General features: G+C 38.2%; 13 protein-coding genes. 3 read left to right on the top strand and 10 right to left on the bottom strand.

Going from position 1 to position 20,747, the window contains the following annotated elements; all coding sequences use genetic code 11:
• Nucleotides 1-37 precede the first annotated feature (37 nt).
• The 3 genes from gltA to CS063_RS10510 form a co-directional block, all read right to left on the bottom strand.
• Nucleotides 38-1,432, bottom strand: coding sequence for an NADPH-dependent glutamate synthase (gene gltA, locus CS063_RS10520; protein ID WP_099449658.1), 1,395 nt, complete (start codon nucleotides 1,430-1,432; stop codon nucleotides 38-40).
• Nucleotides 1,433-2,269, bottom strand: coding sequence for a sulfide/dihydroorotate dehydrogenase-like FAD/NAD-binding protein (locus CS063_RS10515; protein WP_099449657.1), 837 nt, complete (start codon nucleotides 2,267-2,269; stop codon nucleotides 1,433-1,435).
• Nucleotides 2,270-2,624: 355 nt separating this feature from the next.
• A complete protein-coding gene (locus CS063_RS10510; RefSeq protein WP_099449656.1) occupies nucleotides 2,625-3,245 on the bottom strand; it encodes a DUF1836 domain-containing protein in 621 nt (206 codons plus the stop codon).
• Between the two features lie 164 nt (nucleotides 3,246-3,409).
• Between CS063_RS10510 and trhA the strand changes: the two genes are divergently transcribed.
• Nucleotides 3,410-4,057, top strand: a complete 648-nt coding sequence (gene trhA / locus CS063_RS10505; protein ID WP_099449655.1) for a PAQR family membrane homeostasis protein TrhA — start codon at nucleotides 3,410-3,412, stop codon at nucleotides 4,055-4,057.
• A gap of 901 nt (nucleotides 4,058-4,958) precedes the next feature.
• On the opposite strand, the gene cspD is transcribed toward trhA, so the two are convergent.
• Nucleotides 4,959-5,156 (bottom strand): cold-shock protein CspD, encoded by a 198-nt coding sequence (gene cspD / locus CS063_RS10500; protein WP_099449654.1) that lies wholly within the window; start codon nucleotides 5,154-5,156, stop codon nucleotides 4,959-4,961.
• Between the two features lie 425 nt (nucleotides 5,157-5,581).
• On the opposite strand from cspD, the gene CS063_RS10495 reads away from it, so the two are divergent.
• Both CS063_RS10495 and CS063_RS10490 read left to right on the top strand, forming a co-directional pair.
• On the top strand, nucleotides 5,582-6,544 hold the full coding sequence (locus tag CS063_RS10495) for a thymidylate synthase (RefSeq protein ID WP_099449653.1): 963 nt from the start codon (nucleotides 5,582-5,584) through the stop codon (nucleotides 6,542-6,544).
• A 32-nt stretch (nucleotides 6,545-6,576) separates the two neighbouring features.
• On the top strand, nucleotides 6,577-7,056 hold the full coding sequence (locus tag CS063_RS10490) for a dihydrofolate reductase (protein ID WP_099449652.1): 480 nt from the start codon (nucleotides 6,577-6,579) through the stop codon (nucleotides 7,054-7,056).
• A gap of 107 nt (nucleotides 7,057-7,163) precedes the next feature.
• On the opposite strand, the gene CS063_RS10485 is transcribed toward CS063_RS10490, so the two are convergent.
• From CS063_RS10485 to CS063_RS10450, 6 genes are all read right to left on the bottom strand, one after another.
• The gene (locus CS063_RS10485; protein WP_099449651.1) at nucleotides 7,164-9,188 is read right to left on the bottom strand and encodes a methyl-accepting chemotaxis protein; all 2,025 of its coding nucleotides are present in this window, start codon (nucleotides 9,186-9,188) and stop codon (nucleotides 7,164-7,166) included.
• Nucleotides 9,189-9,683: 495 nt separating this feature from the next.
• A complete protein-coding gene (locus CS063_RS10475; protein WP_099449649.1) occupies nucleotides 9,684-16,256 on the bottom strand; it encodes an S-layer homology domain-containing protein in 6,573 nt (2,190 codons plus the stop codon).
• A gap of 13 nt (nucleotides 16,257-16,269) precedes the next feature.
• Nucleotides 16,270-16,491 (bottom strand): hypothetical protein, encoded by a 222-nt coding sequence (locus CS063_RS10470; protein WP_308415484.1) that lies wholly within the window; start codon nucleotides 16,489-16,491, stop codon nucleotides 16,270-16,272.
• Between the two features lie 155 nt (nucleotides 16,492-16,646).
• Nucleotides 16,647-17,936, bottom strand: a complete 1,290-nt coding sequence (locus CS063_RS10465; protein WP_099449648.1) for a GHKL domain-containing protein — start codon at nucleotides 17,934-17,936, stop codon at nucleotides 16,647-16,649.
• Nucleotides 17,933-18,670, bottom strand: coding sequence for a LytR/AlgR family response regulator transcription factor (locus tag CS063_RS10460; protein WP_099449647.1), 738 nt, complete (start codon nucleotides 18,668-18,670; stop codon nucleotides 17,933-17,935). Before CS063_RS10460 ends, CS063_RS10465 begins: the two co-directional genes overlap by 4 nt.
• Before the next feature lie 375 nt (nucleotides 18,671-19,045).
• Complete coding sequence (locus tag CS063_RS10450; RefSeq protein ID WP_308415483.1) at nucleotides 19,046-20,731, bottom strand: DEAD/DEAH box helicase; 1,686 nt, start codon at nucleotides 20,729-20,731, stop codon at nucleotides 19,046-19,048.
• Between the last annotated feature and the right edge of the window lie 16 nt (nucleotides 20,732-20,747).

Raw genomic sequence — 20,747 nt, 5'->3', positions numbered from 1 at the left:
GCCTTATCAAGTCTTTTATTTTTTTAATTCTATATTTTTATCTGCTTTTACCTTGCAAATGCTCATCCATAGCTGCTGCAGCTTTCTTACCAGCACCCATAGCTAGGATAACAGTGGCTGCACCTGTTACAGCATCACCACCTGCATAAACACCTTCTCTTGTTGTAAGACCCGTTTCTTCTTCTGCAATAATACAACCCCATTTATTCGTTTCTAAGCCTTCTGTTGTGCTACGAATAAGTGGATTAGGACTTGTTCCGATTGCCATAATCGCACAGTCAATATCTAATACAAAATTAGAACCTTCTACTACAATAGGTCTTCTCCTACCCGATGCATCTGGCTCACCTAGTGCCATAGATACACATTCAACACCTATCACACCTTCTTGTGGTGTTCCTAATATTTGAACTGGATTTGTAAGGTTTTTAAAGATAATACCTTCTTCCTTAGCATGTTCAATTTCTTCTCTACGTGCTGGCATTTCTGCATCGGAACGTCTGTAAACGATATACACATTTTCAGCTCCCAAACGTTTTGCACATCTCGCTGCATCCATTGCTACATTACCACCACCAAAAACAGCTACATTTTTACATGCTTTAACTGGTGTATCACTCTCTTTTTCATAAGCTTTCATAAGATTTACGCGAGTTAAAAACTCATTAGCAGAGTAAACGCCCTTTAAGTTCTCACCTGGGATATGCATGAAGCTAGGAAGCCCTGCTCCTGAACCAATAAATACACCTTCATAACCTTGTTCAAAAAGTTCATCAATAGAAAGCACTTTACCAATTACCATGTTTGTACAGATTTCTACTCCCATAGCTTTTAATGTATCGATTTCCTTTTGCACAATAGCTTTAGGTAAACGGAATTCTGGGATACCATAAACAAGTACTCCGCCCGCTACATGAAGTGCTTCAAAAACAGTTACTTTGTAACCCTTTTTAGCAAGGTCTCCTGCGCAGGTAAGCCCGGCAGGACCTGCACCAATGATAGCTACCTTACGCCCATTATTTTCAATAGGTTTTACTTGTTCTGTACTATTTGCCATATGATAGTCAGCCACAAAACGCTCAAGACGCCCAATAGCTACTGCCTCACCCTTAATTCCTCTTACACATTTAGCTTCACATTGTGTTTCTTGAGGACAGACACGTCCACAAACTGCTGGAAGAGCACTTGTTTCTTTAATTATTTCATAAGCTTTTTCAAATTCACCTTTTTTCACTTCTTCTATAAAAGCTGGAATTTCTACACAAACAGGACAACCACTTACACAAGGTTTATGCTTACAATTAAGACATCTTTCTGCTTCTTCCATAGCCATTTCTGGTGTGTAACCTAAAGCTACTTCTTCAAAGTTACTATTTCTTATTTCTGGTTCTTGTACAGGCATATCTAGTTTTTTAAGTGACATGTTTGCCATTTATTCCACCCCCATCAAATTGCAGTAATGATTTAAAGCATGTTCCTCAAATTCTTTATATGTAGAAGAGCGTGCAATTGCCTCGTCAAAATCTACTAAATGACCATCAAAGTCTGGCCCATCTACACAGGCAAACTTAGTTTCACCACCAACAGTTAGGCGACAACCACCACACATACCTGTTCCATCAATCATAATAGGGTTCATACTTACTGTTGTTTTGATATTATAACGCTTTGTTACTTCACATACAAACTTCATCATAATAAGTGGTCCAATAGTAATAACTTCATCGTATTCATTACCTAATTTGATTTGGTTTTCAAGAGCTTGAGTTACAAGACCTTTTTCACCATGACTTCCATCATCTGTCATAACAAATAAGTTATCACTTACTGCCTTAAATTCATCTTCTAAAATAACAAGATCCTTGTTTCTAAATCCAATAATAACATCTACCTTAGCACCTAATTGGTGTAATTTTTTTGCAATCGGATATGCAATCGCAGATCCTACACCACCACCTACAACAGCTACTCTTTTAAGGCCTTCCACATGAGAAGCTACTCCAAGTGGTCCTACAAAATCACATATTGCATCATTTTCATTAAGGAGACTGAGTGCTTTAGTTGTTTTTCCAACAACCTGGAAAATAATAGTTACTGTTCCCTTCTCTCTATCAAAATCTGCAATAGTAAGTGGAATTCTTTCTCCTTCACTATCCACTCTCAATATAATGAATTGTCCTGGCTCTGCTTTTTTAGCAATAAGAGGGGCCTCAATATCCATTAACACAACCGTAGGATTAAGAATTCTCTTGGTAACAATCTTATACATTTCTACACCTTCTTCTTTTTATTATTTAAATAATTATTAATTTAATTCTCTTCTAATTAACTTAATAATTTACTCTACTATTTGGATTATATAATTTTTCAAAACAAATAGCTATGAAAATTTTCTCATCTTGTGATAAAACATGTAAAAGCTTGTCTTTTTTATGGACTTAAGAGTAAGTTTATTTTGTTAATTAATTAACTATTTATACATTCATTTTAGCATTGTTAAAAGTGGTTTTCAATAGACCTATTAAATTTTCCAAACTTATCCTTGTATTATATAATCCATTAAAAAAAGTGCTCATTCTACTTCAAAACAGAAGTTTTATTCACACTTTTTTCTTTCATATATTCTATCTGTTATTTTCTTTTTCCTTAATAATATTCTGATCGATAATCTTTTCAGCTAGGCGCTTATAATAATTAGCTTTTTCTGTAAACATTGTGACAAGAAGCATATTTTTTATACCTTCCTCACTATATTCTTCTCTCTCTATTTCTTCCCCTTCTAATTTTTCATCCTTCAGTTGCTTTTCTACCTCTTGTTCTACAGACCGTACTTCTTCTGAAAACTGACGAACTATTTCCTTTTTAAGGGCAAGGTAGACTGTATAAACATTTTCTAATTTAGCCGCATCTACTTTCTCCTCACGAATAAGTATTCCAAAGAGAGTCTTTATATCTGAAATAGTTAAAATCTGCTTTAATCCATACAGAAGAATCATCAAGATAATGTGTTCTCTTGTATATTTCTTCTTAACAGCAGGCATTAAAAGTTTATCCTTTGTATAGTTATTAATCATGGTCTTTGTTAAAAGTTTATCTTCTTGGTATCTTTTTGTATGCTTTAACTTATCTTCAAAAAGAGTAATCACTTGATCCATATACAAGTCCAAGTTTGGAATACTTTTAAGAGAAATACTTTCTTGTAAATTCAGTTCCTCTATAATTATTTGTATATCTTTATCTTCCATGTGCTTCCTCCTATCTCTTAGTCTTATCATACACAGAGTCGTTTTAAAAATCAATGCAAAATATTCCAATAACCTTATTGACTTATATATGTATATTATGATATATTTTACTTATAATAATAAGTAGTATTGATAACTACTTATTGTATTGAGGAGATGATTTAATGAAAAACAATTTCAGAGAACCTATTAATGCTTTTACTCACTTGATTGGTGCAGGACTTTCACTGATAGGGACGGTCTTTATGTTACTTCTAGTTGATACCAATTCACCCTTTATGACAACTAGTATTATTTCTATTTGTATATTTGGATTAAGCCTTGTTTTACTCTATACTACAAGTGGTATTTATCACCTAGTGCAAACTACTGATGCTATTCTTGTAAAACTAAAAAAACTAGATCATTCTATGATTTTTATTTTAATTGCTGGTTCTTATACACCTTTTGCAATGCTTTCCTTAACAGGCGCTTGGAAATGGGGTATTATCATTACCGTATGGAGCTTAGCACTTATAGGTATTACTTTAAAAATACTTTGGATTGATATGCCAAGATGGCTCTCTACTCTATTTTATATTGGTATGGGTTGGATTGCTCTTTTTGCACTTAAACCACTTTATGCCTCTCTTTCTTTAGGTGGCTTTTTATTCTTAGTAGGTGGAGGGATCATGTATACTATAGGTGGGATAATTTATGCTATTAAAAAGCCTAATATATCTCCTAGCTTCGGCTTCCATGAACTTTTCCATATCTTTGTTATGTTGGGTAGTGCTTGTCATTACTGGGCAATCTTTCGCTATGTGCTCTAATTTCCCAAGCTAGAACCTAAAATCCCTCAAGCATCTTAACTTAAATGCTTGAGGGATTTCTTCACTTATTATAATTTTCAGTTTATGGAGTTGTTTTATACATAATAATACTAAAAGGAAAGGATAGGGGTGTTCTTAGGGACCGCAAGTAAGGGAGCTCTTCTCCAGCTTCTCGGTCCTCGGATGGGTAAAATCTAAGTTCAGTCCAATAGGCTAACGGTCCTACCTATCACAAGAAAGGCACTTGTGATAACGTCCCTAAAAGCAGCCTATAGGACTTCTCTAAGATTTTACATCCATCCTGTGGAGGAAGCTTGCGAAGAGCTCCCTTACTTGCTAGCCAATGTTTTTATCCTGTTCCTATTTTTTCTTAATTTCCTACTACAGTGATAATACTATACAGTACGGCATCCCATACACCCCATACTTTGGGACTCTTAATAAAAATTCGTGACTATTGATTTGCTACTCATGTCTTTAAGAAGGAATATGAAAAATTTAAACTTTCGTGATACAGTGCAGAGCAAGAAAGAAGGCTTTTCGCAGGTTTCCTCCACAGACTTTCGCAAAGTCTTGGTGAAGGCCTGTAGGCTGCCTTTAGGGACGTTATCGCAAGCGTTCTTCTTGCGATAGGTAGGACCGTTAGTCTACAGGACTGAACCTAGAGTTTGCCAAGGCGAGGACCCAGAAACCGGAGAAAAGCCTTTTTTCTTGCGGCTGCGCCGACACCCCTTTTTTTGACTTTTGAAACGACAAGAGCACTTCAACAAACTGAAATTTATATTAACTTTAAAAAAGTAACGCTTAATAGACAAACCTAGTTTACTAGAACTACTACAGATGCATAAAAATAAGCCACTCATTGCTGAGTGGCTATTATATACTATTGTATTAATCTTAATTAAGCACGAACTACGTTAGCAGCTTGTGGTCCTCTGTTGCCTTCAACGATATCGAAGTTAACTTCTTGACCTTCTTCTAATGTTTTGAAGCCGTCACCTTGAATAGCTGTGAAGTGTACGAATACGTCATCTCCGCCATCTCTTTCAATGAATCCAAAACCTTTTTCTGCATTAAACCATTTAACTTTACCTGTCATTTTAACGAGGCCTCCTTAAAAAAATCTTTTATTGCTAAAACACTGTTACGCAAAACGTATTCGGTCTTGCATGCTTTTTTGTTACAAGAGGCCTACCTATCGTTTTTGTTTCAATATTTTAACTTACATGATAAGATTATCATAATTAGCCGAAAAAATCAAGGCAATTTAAATATATTTTCTTTAAAATCATTCATTCTTTTTAATATTTATTTATAATTTTCAGACAATTTTGTAAGCATTATATCCTATCTTTTTGGTGAATTTACCAAGATTCTTTCTATTTTTATGGTATATATCCCATCTTTTCAAATTCCTTCCAAGTGGCTTCTTGACCATTAATATGCTAAAATATGTTCTATCTAACAAGCTCTTTTTCCTATAAAAAAGCTTTCTATTTTTTATTTATTTAGGAGGAATAATTCATGAATAATGCCGATAAGGTTTATTTAGAGATGTGTCAAACCATTTTAGATAAAGGTATTTTTAAAGAAGATCGTACAGGTGTAGGAACCTATAGCTTATTTGGTTATCAACTTCGCTTTAATCTTGCCGAAGGCTTTCCCTTGCTTACTACCAAAAGAGTTCCTTTCAAATTAATTGCAAGTGAACTCCTTTGGTTCCTAAAAGGGGATACCAATCTACGTTATTTATTAGCACATAATAATCATATCTGGGACGAATGGGGTTTCCAAAAATGGGTAACCTCCAAAGATTATAAAGGACCCGATATGACTGACTTTGGTATTCGCATTACTCAAGATGAGGCTTTTAATAAAATCTATGAAGAACAAATGAAATTTTATCAAGAACAAGTCTTAACAAATGATACTTTTGCAAAGACTTATGGTGATTTAGGAAATGTCTACGGCAAACAATGGCGTCACTGGGAAGGTAGCAATGGAAAGGTCTACGACCAAATCAAATGGGTCATTAATGAAATCAAGCACAATCCTAATTCTAGGCGGTTATTAGTAAATGCCTGGGATGTAGCTTCTGTTTATGAAGGCCTTATGCAGCTTCCTCCTTGTCATTTCTGTTTTCAATTTTATGTAGTAGACGGAAAACTCAGTTGTCTTTTTAATATGCGCTCTAATGATGTTTTCTTAGGACTTCCTTTTAACATTGCTTCTTATGCTCTTCTTACCCACCTCATTGCCCATGAATGTGGACTTGAAGTAGGTGACTTAGTCTATACAGGAGCAGATGTTCATCTCTACGCTAATCACTTAGAGCAGATTAAAGAGCAATTAAGTCGTACTCCACGAAAGCTTCCTACACTAAAGCTTAATCCTGCCATTCAGTCTGTATTTGATTTTAACCTAGAAGATATGGAAATTATAGGCTATGATCCTCATCCTGTCATTAAAGCACCTGTTGCAGTATAGTTTTATTAAACTAACTAGAAAGGAAAATACAAATGATTTATCTTATAGTTGCTACTAGTAAAAATAATCAAATTGGCATTGCTGGTCAAATGCCTTGGCACATTCCAGAGGATTTAGCTTACTTTAGGCGTATGACAAAAGGACATACTGTACTAATGGGGCGTAAAACCTTTGAAAGTATTGGGCGTCCTCTCCCTCATCGCCAAAATATTGTACTTACTCATGATAAGAATTTTCACGCCGAAGGGGTTACTACTCTCCATAGTATGAAAGAAGCTCTTGCCTTCTGCAAAACACAAGAAATTGTTTTTATCATAGGCGGGGGAGAAATCTATAAAGCTTTCTTACCTTATGCTAGTAGACTTTATATTACTTTGGTAGATAAAGATGTAGAGGGAGATACTACTTTTTGTGATTATAAAGATTCTTTTAGGTGTGTCTCTTCCGTCCCCAGCGAAACACCTGCCTCTGATGGCTCTCCTTTCTATTTTACTATTTGGGAACCTAAGTAACCTTATCTTCAAAACAAAAACATATTATAAAAATACGCTCTAGATAGTAAAAGGTCTATGAAGTTAAGCTTACATTTTTAACTTCATAGACCTTTAATATTTTACTTTTACTTATTCTTTTTATCAAACTGAAACTGATTTACTAAGTATTTTAGACTTTCAGAATGAGCATAAAGCTCTTGACTAATGGTAGAAGTTTCTTCTGCAGCTGCTGAATTATTCTGAACAATGTTAGATATCTGCCCCACTGCTCGACTCATCTCCTGCATAGTTTCCGCCTGTGAATCAGATATACTACTAATAAACTGAGATGTTTCAGCTAGAGTATTAATACCATTAATTATTTTTTCTAAAGTCTCTGAAGTATGTACTGTCACTTGATTTCCCTCTTCTATTTCTTGTAGAGACTTACTAATCAATTCCCGTGTATTGATAGCTGAAGCAGAGCTACTTGCTGCTAACTTACCAATTTCTGCTGCCACAACTGCAAAGCCTCTTCCTGCTTCTCCTGCCCGTGCTGCTTCAATAGAGGCATTTAAAGCTAATAGGTTCGTTTGTGAAGCAATCCGTTCTATTTCTCCAATAATACTTTCTATTTGTTTAGAAGTTGCGTTTATCCTCTTCATCGCTTGTATGAGTGCTTGTATTTCTTCATTGCCTTGCTCTGCCTGATTTTTGTAGCTTTTAGCTTGAATAAATGCCTCTTTAGCCTTTTTGGCGCTATCAGCTACTGTATAAGATACACTTTCAACAGTTGCCGTAAGCTCTTCTATAGAACTGGCTTGCTCAGTGGCTCCTTCTGCTAAAGCTTGTGCACTCTCAGAAAGTTGTAACGAACCTCTATCCACTTGTATAGAACCTTCATCAATCTGCCTTAACATATCACTGAGTCTACTGTTTAAAGCTATGATAGATCTTAGAATCTGTGAAAAATCACCCTGATAACTTTTTTCTGATTTTGTCTTTATATTAAAGTTACCTTGAGCCATCTCTTCTAGTAAGTAACCTACATCCTTAATCATACTACCCAAAGTAGTAATCATTGCTTTTGTAGTCTCTGCCATTACACCTATTTCATCTTGAGTATCTATTTCTGGAAAAGGTGTATGTAAATCTCCTCTACCTAATAAAACAATGCGTTCAGAACACAATTTTAACGGCCTTACCATGTTATCTACAATACGTACTACTATTATAGTAATCAACATAATACTCATTAGTGCAAGAACAATAATGAGTGCCATAACAAGATAAACACTACCTAAAAATTCTAACTTATTTCCTGATACACCTATCGACCAACCATTAACCCCTACTGGTGCATAACCCACAATTTTAGAGGAACCATTATATCTGTAACTACTAAAACCACTCTTTTCTTCAAGCATCTTCTCCTGTACTGTAGCAAACGCTTTCATACTTTTATCTGTTTTGGCAGCTTCAATAATATTTGTTCTTTCTAACACCTTATTACGATCCTCACTAGCTATTGTTGTGCCTATTCGGTCAAGCATGTAAGTGGTACCTGTTTTACCTATTTTAATGTTGCTTGTTAATTCTGATAAAAAGTTAGCATTGGCTTGAGCAATAATAATCCCTTCAAAAATACCTTCTTTAAGAATAGGTGCAGCCAAAACAATAGCCGTTTTTCCATCTGTTGGAGATACGATTAAATCTGAAATAACTGGTTTTCCTGTTTCTTTACAGCGCACAAAATATTCTCTATCACTAATATCTGTTCCTGAAGTTGTCATCCCTTCCTTACTAGCATAACTCGTGGTTGTATAATCATAGCGCTTCGTAAAAGCATCACAGGCTTGTATAGTTTCAAAATCTGTCCTAGAGTCAAGCACAAAAAACTCTCTTGATGCAAACTCCTCTACTGTTTTTAAATTTGCCTCTACTGTAGACTTTACATTGTTAGCAGCTAAAACGGCTGCTTCTGTTATAAAGGTCTTTACTGCCTGCATAGTCTGATTATAAAACAGTGTAAGAGCAATACTAGAAATAAAAAATACTACTAAAATAACGGAAGTAATTAAGATAATTAATATTTTGTTTTTAACCTTTGTTTGCTTACGGATATAAAACTTCTCTAAAATTTGTTGAATATTTTTCTGCCGCACACTCATTACCTTCCTTCTTTATGTAATAGGTTAAATGGGAATACCGAATATACAGAATATTTATTTCAACATTTTACTACAAAATATTCTATGTTAAAATGTAATTTTTTACTTTATATAGTTAAATTTTAACTTACATTATCATGTAAAAAAGGTGTTATAAGTTATTAACCACCGGGTTTTCTCCCTTTGTGAGAGTATACTTGATATAATTTTGTGTAATTTAATTCCTCCAGTATGTGGCTAAGGAACTTAGTAGAATCATCTGGTGAAACCGCAGTTTCAAAATCTATAGGGAGAGGGAGTTGATAAGCTCCTCTAAGTTCAGTATACTGTTTGTGTTGTTTTATGATGTTCTTCATAAACTTAGTATAACAACAGAGGCAGGGGATTATCCCCTGCCTTATTATTTTGTATAAAAGTAGGGCTGCCGTCCAACTAATCTAATTGATTAATTGCGCGGCAGCCCCTTCGAATGTATCTTTACTTTATGTGGTTGTATTATTGGGTAAATATTCCATTAAATCGGGTGAGAATAGCTGCTACCTCCGCACGGGTAGCTCCTGCTTTCGGGTCTAGAATGCTGTTTCCTTTGCCGGAAATTAGTCTGTTGGCAACTGCCCAACTCATAGCTTCTTTGGCATAATCAGAAGTAGCATCCCCATCGATGAAACTGTCAAGACTTGTGGTCTTGCTCACATCGTAACCCTTGAACTGTGCATAGCGATATAAGATAGCTGCCATTTGTTCACGGGTGATGTTATCCTGTGGACCAAATTTTCCGTTGCCGTATCCGCTTACGATACTGTTTTCCTGTGCCCAGTTCACTGCCTCTACATAGTATGCATCATTTGCCACATCCTCAAAGATAGAAGTGGTACTTGCGGCAGGTTCTTTTTCCATTCTCCAAAGTACGGTTGCAATCATTCCACGCGTAGTGGATAGATAAGGGCTAAAGGTAGTTTCGCTGGTGCCACTGAACCAATTGTTGTTCACAGCTGTATACACTGCATCTACAAACCAGTCGTTCTCCTTCACATCTTTAAAGACAACACCAGTCTGGGGATGGATAGGCGTAGTGATTGCCTTGAATATAACCTTTAGACTATGGTCTTTCAGTACATTTTCAAAGGTGTATTGTGATACGGCACCAACGCTCTTGTCGTCTATAAGAACATCACTTATCACATATCCCTTATCGGGGGTAAAGGTGAATGTTTTGTCAGAATGCTCACGAACAGATAAGGTGCTGCCTAAATCACTGTCAGAAGAGATGGTGCCATTGCCTTCCTTGGTGATTTTGATGTTATAGTAATGGTAGGAAGAGCCTCCTGTAGAACCACTACCAGAAGAACTGCCTGTGGAACCACCGCCACTATTTGTTGCAGTATAACCTAGGGCATAGAGTGAAAAGTTTTGAGTGTAAATCGTGAGATATTTACCACTTATTTTATAACCTTCATTGCCTGTAGCTGGATTTCCACGTAATGTTTCTGGTGTGCCTTTGTGTACACGATAAACGGTTAAACTGTCTTTGCCTTGCAATTCTGTTGGTATAGGTATCGTAATCGAAACAACATTTGGTAGTGAAGCAAGTGCTTCTTTATTGGTTATGATGTTACCGCTTGTATCTTTTACAGTTTTTAATATGCTTAAATCAATAAAGTAACCTAAAGATTTTCCAGTAGCAATTGACTGTATCAGAGCTTTGTCAGAAGAAACCTGGCTTGCCTCTTTTTTTATAGCTTGTAGTATGATGAGAGATTCGCCGCCGTTATTAATGGCAGTAATTTCTTTATTTGTAAGATTTGCATCGTAGCTATCATTAATACCACCTATGGCAATAGAAGGTGTGTCACTACCAAGTTCAACATTTGTGTTTCTTTGTCCTTTTAAAAAGTGCATATTCTTAATGGTATAAGTCTGAGATATAGTCACATTGTCAACAAGATAACTAGATTTATTCGCTGAGCTATATTGTATATAAAAGTAATAGGTTCCATAAGGAATATCGGATATTGTGTAGTTTCCGTTTGCATCCGTTGTTGCAGATTTAAATGTACCTACCTTTTCAAAAAGTACTACCCTTGCATTCTCAAGAGGGGCTCCTTCACTATTAGTAATGACACCGTATAAATTACCTGTATTTGCTTGAGGTATAGCAGTAACTGTAATATCAAAATCCTTTGTATAATCACTATTTGGACTGAGACCATTTGTGATGGTTGCCGTCACAGTTACAGTGCCAGCCCCTGTGGTTTTCAGCTTGCCATTTACAATGGTAGCCCCTGTCGTTGTCGCTTTTTTAACACGCCATACAATGATTTGGCTACTTGCATCAGCAGGAGAGACTGTACCTGTTAAGGTTAAATCGGTACCTACTGTGGTTGTGGTTGGCACATCTGTGATATTTGTTACAGGAACGTAAATTGGGACATCTTTCAACATAAGCTGCCCATCGTCTGCTACTGCCACAACGAAACGGCTGTTGTCGGAGATGAAGTTACTTGCATAGTCGCTGTTAGTCAAAGTGGTTCCACTGGTAAACACGCCACTTTGTGCTGTAAATAGGGGATGATTATCTGCGCCTATTGTCGCCTCAAAAATTGATACACCAATAGGTGTTGTATTGGTAAGTGGACTTAAAATTTTAATGGTGGGAGCGACTGGTGAGAGCCTTCTTGAACCGATGTCTCCTTTTGTATAAGTAAGCCCAATATTATTGTTAGCATTTCCTACCTTGTTTCCAGAAATAGTTACATCCCCGGAGAGCATTATATTGGTTGTACTTAAGATACCTCCACCTGCTAAGGACGCCCTATTATCGGTGATGATGCCCCCATACATAGTGAAATCTCCATTGTTCATTACGCCACCAAAGCAGCCTGTATTATTTGTGATACTACCCCCATACATAGTGAACGTTCCTTCATTAGAAACACCAGCAGTTTCTTCTGCAGTGTTCCCAGTAATGGAGCCCCCATACATAGTAAAGGTTCCAGTATTACTTACCGTATCGTTTGTGGTAGTATTTTGGGTAATACTGCCACTATACATTGAAAATACGCCACTGTTAGTAATTATAATTGGTGAATAGGAGTTATTAAGCCCTGTGATTTTACCACCACTATTTGTACCCTCTTTACAGTCGCACAGATTTAGGGTGCCATAAACATGAATCGCGGGAGCAATTTGTGACGCACTATTTAAGCCACTTGCATCCAACTTATAACCATTTAAGCAAAGATTAAGGGTTTTATTCTCCTCTATATAAATTTTTGCTGGCATTGTCACATTGTGGGTAAGGTAGTAGTTGCCCTCTAAGGAGGTACTGCTATCCCAGTCATCAGGGAATGGCTTATACGTTATATCATTACAACTTGTGTGGTCGCCTAAATGGACATCCCTATCGCAGACACAGTGCTTGTGAAGTGCCGTCCAAGCAGAGTCAAACACAGGATAGCTGTCGTTTGTAGAACTTGTTGTACTACCTATTTTCCATGTGTAGTAATCGGTGCTTTCTTGGGTATTTACCCATGCGTTCAGCTTTGTTATCAAGGCATCATCACCGCTTGCCGCTTTCATTTGAGTATCGGTTAAGGTGGTGCCAAGATAAGCATTTGTTCCAATAATTGCTAGGGTATCTAAGTAATAGCAATCCTTGATGGTATCGCCATATTTATTGCCTGCAATGCCGCCAGCATTACTTTCGTTGCCACCGCTGGCACTGACAGTTGCAAGACTGTAGCAATTATTTACAGAACTTGATGCAGAGCCAACAATTCCGCCGGCATTGACGCTTCCATACGTACTCACTCCACTAACTGTGCCGAGAGTGTAGCAGTTGGAGAGGCTACCTCCTGCCAAATATCCTACAATGCCTCCGATATAAACGTTGGCAGGGGTGGTGGTAGAGTTGCCTGTAGCTGAAATAGAGGTATCAACTACGCCTACATTTCGAACATGACCTCCTGAGCAACCTATCATACCAACATAGGTATCTGTATCTGTTACAGTGACATCTATAGTTAAGTTTGTAAGAATATGCCCCTTTCCGTCAAAATTTCCAATAAATTTATTGATAAAATTACCAACAGGGGACCATAGGAAATCCGACACGTTGATGTCGTTTTCTAACGTAATAGCATAGTCAAGATAGCTGTTGCCCTTTGCACTCCACCACGCCGCACCTTTGGAGGTTTTAATAGCAAGGGTTTTGTTGGTGGTATTTAGTATATAATCGGTGTCTGGCGTTGCCGGATTTTGTTCCAAATACTCGGTAACTGTGGGGATCTTTTTAGTAAATACTGCTGAGTAATCGTTTTTTACTGTGCATGTATAGGTTACACCATCATAGGTTGCCTCTGCCACACCTACAGGCAAATAGACATACCATTTTCCATCAATAGCCTTTGATTGATTTAAATCATAGGTGTATTCTGCACCAGCCGCTTTTGTTATCGTAAAGACTTTATCCTTGTTATCCGTGGGCTCTGTAAAGCTTGCAAGGTAGATTATATCACCTGCTGCATTTTTTAGCGTGCCTGAGTTTAATCCACCTGCACCTTTACCAATATTTTCAGCATTTTCACTTCCTACTGCCCTGATATTTCCACCGGTGATAACCACGGTACCGCCATTACTACCTACGGCTCCGCCGATGCCTGCGCCGCCACCATTGGTTGAAGTACTAGCGGTAACCGTACCACCCTTGATGGTTATAGCACCACAATGATCACTGCCTATACCAGAGCCATAAGAGTTAGAACTTGCGTAAAGGGTACCTTTTCCATCAATGATGACAGAAGCGTTCTGGGGCACCCCTAAGCCAGAATTATTGCTGCCCCCAACTAGAGTATTGGTAGTATTCTCTTCTAAGATAAGATTGACCACTGCAGTGTTTTGTAGTTTAAAGGGTGTATTATTTGTTGAAATATTTACCCCAGCAAGGGTAATGTTGACAGGAGCTGCACTTGTCCCTGCATTTACTACGATTTCGTTTGCCGTTGTAGTCTCTGTATTTGTTTGGGTAATTGTGAGCATATCGGCAGAGTCAATATTGTCTGCGGTTTTGACTATGCCCATTTCATCTGTATAGTCAACCTTTATTTTTCCTGCTATAGAGCTTTTTTCCACCGTAATATTGCCCTTTGCAATGTCAAAGGAGCGGATAGATGATGGTGGTATAATCTTGACATATTGGAAAGTAGTGCTGCTTTCCGTTAAAGGTCCCAAATAGTCTTCACTTGGTCCACACAAAACAGCAAATCCATCCGCCACAGTGATGATTCCACCTAAAAAAGTACCGTCATTAATGCCCATACCTGCCATGCCACTGCCACTTTTGGCAATCAATGTAATCCCACCAGAAACATCTACATTACCAGTGATACCATGGCCTGCTGCTTGGTCGTTCCCGCCACTTCCTCCTGTGGTAGTGAGGGTTGCCGTGCCAGTTAGGATAATGTTACCCTTAATGCCCCCACCACCTTTGCTGCCTCCAAAACCGGCATATCCGCCAGTAAGGGAAGAGTCTGCTATGACATTAAGAAGGGTTCCATTAGTAACGGTGAGGGCAGTAGGACCGTCACTATTTTCAGCCCCTTGTGGTGCACTGATAGTAATGCCATCAAGGTTTAGTGTAACATCCTCTGCAGTCACCTCAATACGATTAGAAGTTGTTTCTAAACCGCTTTTCATGGCAACGGTGTACTCTCCACTAGCGCCAAAGGTCAAGATACCGTTGTCGAAAGTTGGGAGCGTATTGCCTGCATCTGTGGTTATAATAAAGTCACCGTAGTCTGGAGGGGCGATTTTTACATATTTGTAGGTGTTTAGCCCTGTGGTGTTATCCCAAATGGCTACATTGTCTTTATTATCCCCAACACGAATAACTTTTGGAGCGGTATAGTCTGTTAAAACAGGTACAGAACTAAATGCCCCTGCCCTTTGTGCAGTACTGCTACTTGCTACTACTGTACCACCGCTGATTGTTATTAAGCCTGCTTTCATGCCGAAGCTTTCGCCCATATTATTTGACCCCACACCAGTATTGGCTATCACTGTACCGCCGCTTATTGTTATGGAGTCAGCTTCCATGCCGTAACTTGAGCTTGCCCAGCTACCTACATCAGCGGTATTACAGATAATAGTACCACTAGTGATGGTTATATTACCGGCTAAAATACTTGTACCTTGCTGATTGTTTCCTCCCCACATTGCTGTGGTAGTCACATTAAGTAAGCCCTCACCACTGATGTTTAGTGCAATATAATTTGCGTAAATGCCCACACTGAAATTACTACCACCGGTATGCTCTATGCTGTTTGTACCACTAAGAACAATATTCAGTGTGTCATACTCTTCAGTATTCTCGAATGGGTCGTAATTTCCCATACTATAAATAACACCATTTAAAGAGGAGCTCGTTATAGTTGCGTCACTTAAGGTTAGCGTTTTGGAGTCAGGGTCATAGGTCACTGTGCCTGTAATTCCTTCGCCTGTAATATTGTCCTTATTGTCACTTGTTACCTGTATTCCAGCTACCCAAACATTGTAGCTAGTGGTGCTTTCAGAGGAATTTAAGAGAGTGAGTTTTTCTCCATCTTCCATTTTTTGTGCACATTCCTCACACACATAACCACACGCTACACCCTCACTGGCAGGGGCATAGCCACAAGTCTCATTATGCTGATGATTGCATGGTGCACCCGTAACAGCAGGGATTTCTGGTATAGCAGGAGTATAGGCACAGTCTGCTACATGGTCAATCACACCATCACCATCTGTGTCTACGCAGCCCTTATCACAAGGAATCTCCTCTGTAGCGGGAATGGTTTCAACTGCTAGAATAAATCCGCAATGTTCATCATGTACGTGATTGCACGGTACTTCCACTGTGGCAGGGACATATCCACAAGCTTCATTATGTACGGTGTGATGTTCACACAGTGTTGCATCTTGTATACTGCTTGTTCCAATAAGGGTATTACCCGCTGTGGCAAAGGCACCCATTGGGATCATGGTAAACACCATGCAGAACACAAGCAGTAGGCTTAAAAGTCTTTTTTTCATTGTTTTTATCCTTTCAATCCAATATTTTTTTTGGCCAATAACATACACCCACTTCAAGACAGCGAGGCTTGTCCAGATGAAAGTCAGCGTAAACACAGTACCAACAGGTGTTTTCCGACGCACCGCCACGTGGGGTAAAGGCAGGACAGCGTTGTCTTGGCCAGACATTGCCTTCAGCATTGGGGGCAGCTAATTCCATGGTGCTGATTCGCTTGTTTTCCTGCTCTTGCATCATCAAATCACCTCCTTATTCCTAGTTTTATATACCCATTAACAATAGTATAAAAAATAAAAAAAAAGACCCATATTACAAAATAGGGTCGTTTTATTACAAATTGTTCTCACTTTTATCGAAAAAGCAGACTTGACAAATGGTCTTATTTGTGATTCTTAGCAGAAAATGCGCACGTTAAAAACGCCGTTATTGGTTTGATAAATCACATCGCCACAGTAATGCTCAGCAAAGATACGGATTGCTTTTGTGCCAATACCATGCCCTGTTTTTGTAGAGGTGGGAATACTATTTTCCTCTAAGAGAATTTCACCTTGGTATGGGTTTTCTATTTCTATGATGAGCTGTTTCTCGCAAATCACCGTCAGGTTGAGATAGCGTTTTTCTCCCTGTGGTAGCATAGTGCAAGCATTTATCGCATTTTCCATCAGATTTGAAAGCACCATGGAAAGCTCCAGCGAATCTACAAAGGGCTCCTTTGGTATCTGGGTGTGGATATTGCAGGAAATTCCCTTGCTCTCGGCAAGAACTACATAGTGACTGATTGCAGCGTTGGTGGCAGGATTTTCACAGTACATTTTTTGAGGGCTAACTGCGGACAGATTTTGTTGTCGGCGTAGCAAAATGCCGATTTCCTCCACATCACCCTTTGACAGTAGTTCAAGTAAGGTGTTGTTAAAGTGGCGACGATCGTGATTGAGTATACTCATTTTCTGCTGGGACTCAGCCATCAGTGCAATACGTTGCTCCATAGAGTGTGCGGCTTGGCGCAGGAGCTGGTGGCTATTTTGCATTCTTTGGTTTTCTTCCCGAGTAGCATACTCCCTTGTGAGGGTTTTGAGAGAATGAATAATGCCAATATAAATGGACAGCCCAAGCAAAACAAGCAGGATAAGCGGCAAAAAGTTATCGTATAGTCTTTCTTCAATATCACCGCCAAAAAAGTAGCCCAGAAAGCAGAGGAGAAGAGAAACCACAGGCAAAAAGTAGATGTGCCAATAATCAAGCACCTTGCGGTAAAGTTTAGATACCCATTTATGAAATACAAAAGCAATAACGCTAAAGAAAATAAACCGCAAAAAGGTAATGGCATAATAGGGGTTAGGGAAGAAGTCACAAAGAATATAGCTTAAAAATACCACGGCGGCATAAATGTTAAGCATGGTCAGATAGCTAAAGCACCACTGCATCATTTTATCCTTAAACAAGGGTTTTAGTACAATCCCGATGACTAGTAGCATCATTAAGTCAATATAAAATACAGCGGTGTAATTTTGTGCAAGATAGAAGTAGTAATTTGCCCCAATGTTAATTATCAGAAGCACTACTGTTACAAGCACATACACCCATTTGCTTTTGTATTTTGGTGTTGCCATGGTGCAAAGGAGCAAAATCAACATAACATCAGTGACAATGGCTCGCAGTAAATCGGGGAAAATATTTGTCATCGCTTTTGTCCCTCCCTTGCAAGCCGAAAGTCAAGGTATCTGTCACGGACAGTGGTATATTGCTTTTTGGAAACGGGCACAGAAATGCCGCCACATAAGCGTATCTCCTCGCGGGTAAGCTGTTCTACATGGCGCAAATTCACTGCAAATGAAATATGTGGCTGTAAAAAATCCGATCTAATTAAAAGAGGCGCTATCTGCTCGGCAAAGCTCTGGGTGGAAGAAAGACTATGTAGCTTTTCTCCACTTGCAAGCTGATAGGTAACGCCTCTTCCTATGTACTCGCAGCAGAGTATAATGCGTACCGAGACCACAAAAATACCTTCCTTAGTTTTCACCGCAAGCGTTTCGTCTTCTGCCTCTACCTTTGACAGGGCTAGGGTTAAAGTGGAAAAAAGCGCCTGCTGACTTACAGGTTTTACTAAAAAGTTGATAGGGTTTGCTGCAAATGCTTGCAGTGCAAACTGAGGTTCTGTAGTAGCGTAGATGATTTGAGCTTCTCTATCAAGGCGGCGAAGCGCTTTACCAAGAGAAATCCCATCCACCATAGGCATTACAATATCTAGTATATACAAATGAAACCGACAGCTTTCGCAGGAAGAGAGTAGCGCATCGGGGTGTGAGAACTCAAAAAGCTCTGCGGATATTTTATTTATAGTCAGATACTCACGAATCAAAGTAGTTAAAATGGACAATTCTTTTTGGTCATCATCGCAAATTGCTATTTGGAGCATAGAGATTCACCTTCTTGTCTATTTATTTTTTTAGGGCCGGTGGGCTTTTGTGTGTTGGCAAGGATACACCATGAACGCCCAAAGCGAAGCAAACCCGGTATTCGTCCCTCTTGGCAATATTGATTCACTCTCCGCTCCAATATGCCCCATTTATAGGAGGCTTCACGCTACTATAATTTTACAAAATACATTATATACCAATATCAGAATGTTCTCAAGTTGTATTTCCCGCTGAGAGTTGCATATTAAAAATGGACATTTGTCCGCTTGTGAACAAATGCCCATTTCTTATTGTATTCAGTTTGCGTTTCTTAGTTTTCCCCTACGACACAGTCACTTTTACTCATAACACCCTTTTATCGCTATATCTATTATCTAACGTCTATCTCTCTTACCACCACGGTCTTTACCTGAATTACCTTGTTTTTTATTTGCTACCTCAAGGTTTACTCTTCTGCCTTTTAATTCTTGATCTACAAGATTAGCCATGGCTTCCCCAAGAGTTACCTTTGGAATCTCAAAGAAAGAGAATTTATCTAACAAGTCAATACGACCAATTTGTTTACCTTTAATAGTTGTATGAGCAGCTATAAACTTTATAAGTTCACTTGCTGTTAAGTGGTCTTTCTTTCCTACATTAATGAAAAGTCTTACCATATTACTATCTTCATAAGAGTCTAAGTTGCTCGTACGATTCCTAGATAGCTCATCAATATTTACATCTTTAGAAGAGCCCATTACGGCATTTTTCATAGATAGTTTAAGGAAAGCTGCTGCTACTTCTACAGAAGTTGGATAGGTGTCCGTCTCTACATCATCTAACTCTTCTAGCATCTGCTCAATGTATTTCATATACTTATTTAATTTACCATCTTGAAGAACTTCCTTCACTTCTCCTAAAATACCGGATAGAATGTTTTCTTCGATATCTTCAATAGTAGGTGGTTTCATAAGTTTAATCTTAGACTTTGTATAACGTTGAATATCTCTTAGCTTATTCATCTCACGTCCTGCTGCAAAGCTAAAGGATGCACCCTCACGTTTGGCACGACCTGTTCTACCAATACGGTGAACATAATATTCTTCGTCACTTGGAAGATCGTAATTAAATACAGCATCTACATCATCTACATCAATTCCACGTGCTGCTACGTCTGTGGCAATAAGGATATCTACGAAGCCATTTCTAAAACGGTTCATTACACTATCTCTTTGAAGCTGCTTCATATCTCCGTGAAGCGCCTCTGCACTATACCCTCTTGCTTGAAGATCTTTACATAAATCATCTACACGCTTTTTAGTATTACAAAATACAACGGAAAGTTTAAAGTTATTCGCATCAATAAGACGTGATAATACTTCTACCTTATTACTTTCTCTCACTTCTAGATAAAATTGCTCCACTGTAGGAACAGTCAGTTCCTTATGCACTACATTAATTTTCACAGTATTGGTTTGATATTTATCAGCAATATCTAAAATGGCTTTTGGAAGAGTCGCGGAAAAAAGTACAAATTGTCTATTTCCTGGTACACTTTCTAAAATAATATCAATATCTTCTCTAAAACCCATGTTAAGCATTTCATCTGCTTCATCTAAAATAAGCATTTTAAGATTTTCTAATCGAAGGGTTTTACGACGCAAATGGTCCATCACACGGCCAGGTGTTCCAATGATAATTTGTGGTTTTTTCTTAAGTCCGGTGATTTGTCTATCAATTTGTTGCCCACCATATATAGGAAGTGAACGTACGCCCTCTTTATACTTACTAAGTGCCTTTAACTCCTCTGTGGTTTGTATAACAAGCTCACGTGTTGGACAAAGGATTAGGACTTGTACACGGTCATCATTACTATCAATTCCTTCAATGGCTGGTATACCAAAGGCACATGTTTTTCCCGTTCCAGTAGGTGCCTGTGCAATAACATCATTCCCTTTTAAAATAACAGGAATAGCTTTTGCTTGAATAGGGGTAGCTTCTTCAAACCCCATATCCTGAACTGCTTTTTTTGTTTCTTCTGATACATCAAGTTGGTTAAATAATAAACTTTCTATAATCATTACCTCTACAATCTAT

The organism is Sporanaerobium hydrogeniformans (genome assembly GCF_002735925.1).
In the GTDB taxonomy this organism is placed as follows: Bacteria; Bacillota; Clostridia; order Lachnospirales; family Cellulosilyticaceae; genus Sporanaerobium; species Sporanaerobium hydrogeniformans.
The sequence above is the reverse complement of the archived record's forward strand: the minus strand, read 5'-3'. Positions and strand labels throughout refer to the sequence as shown.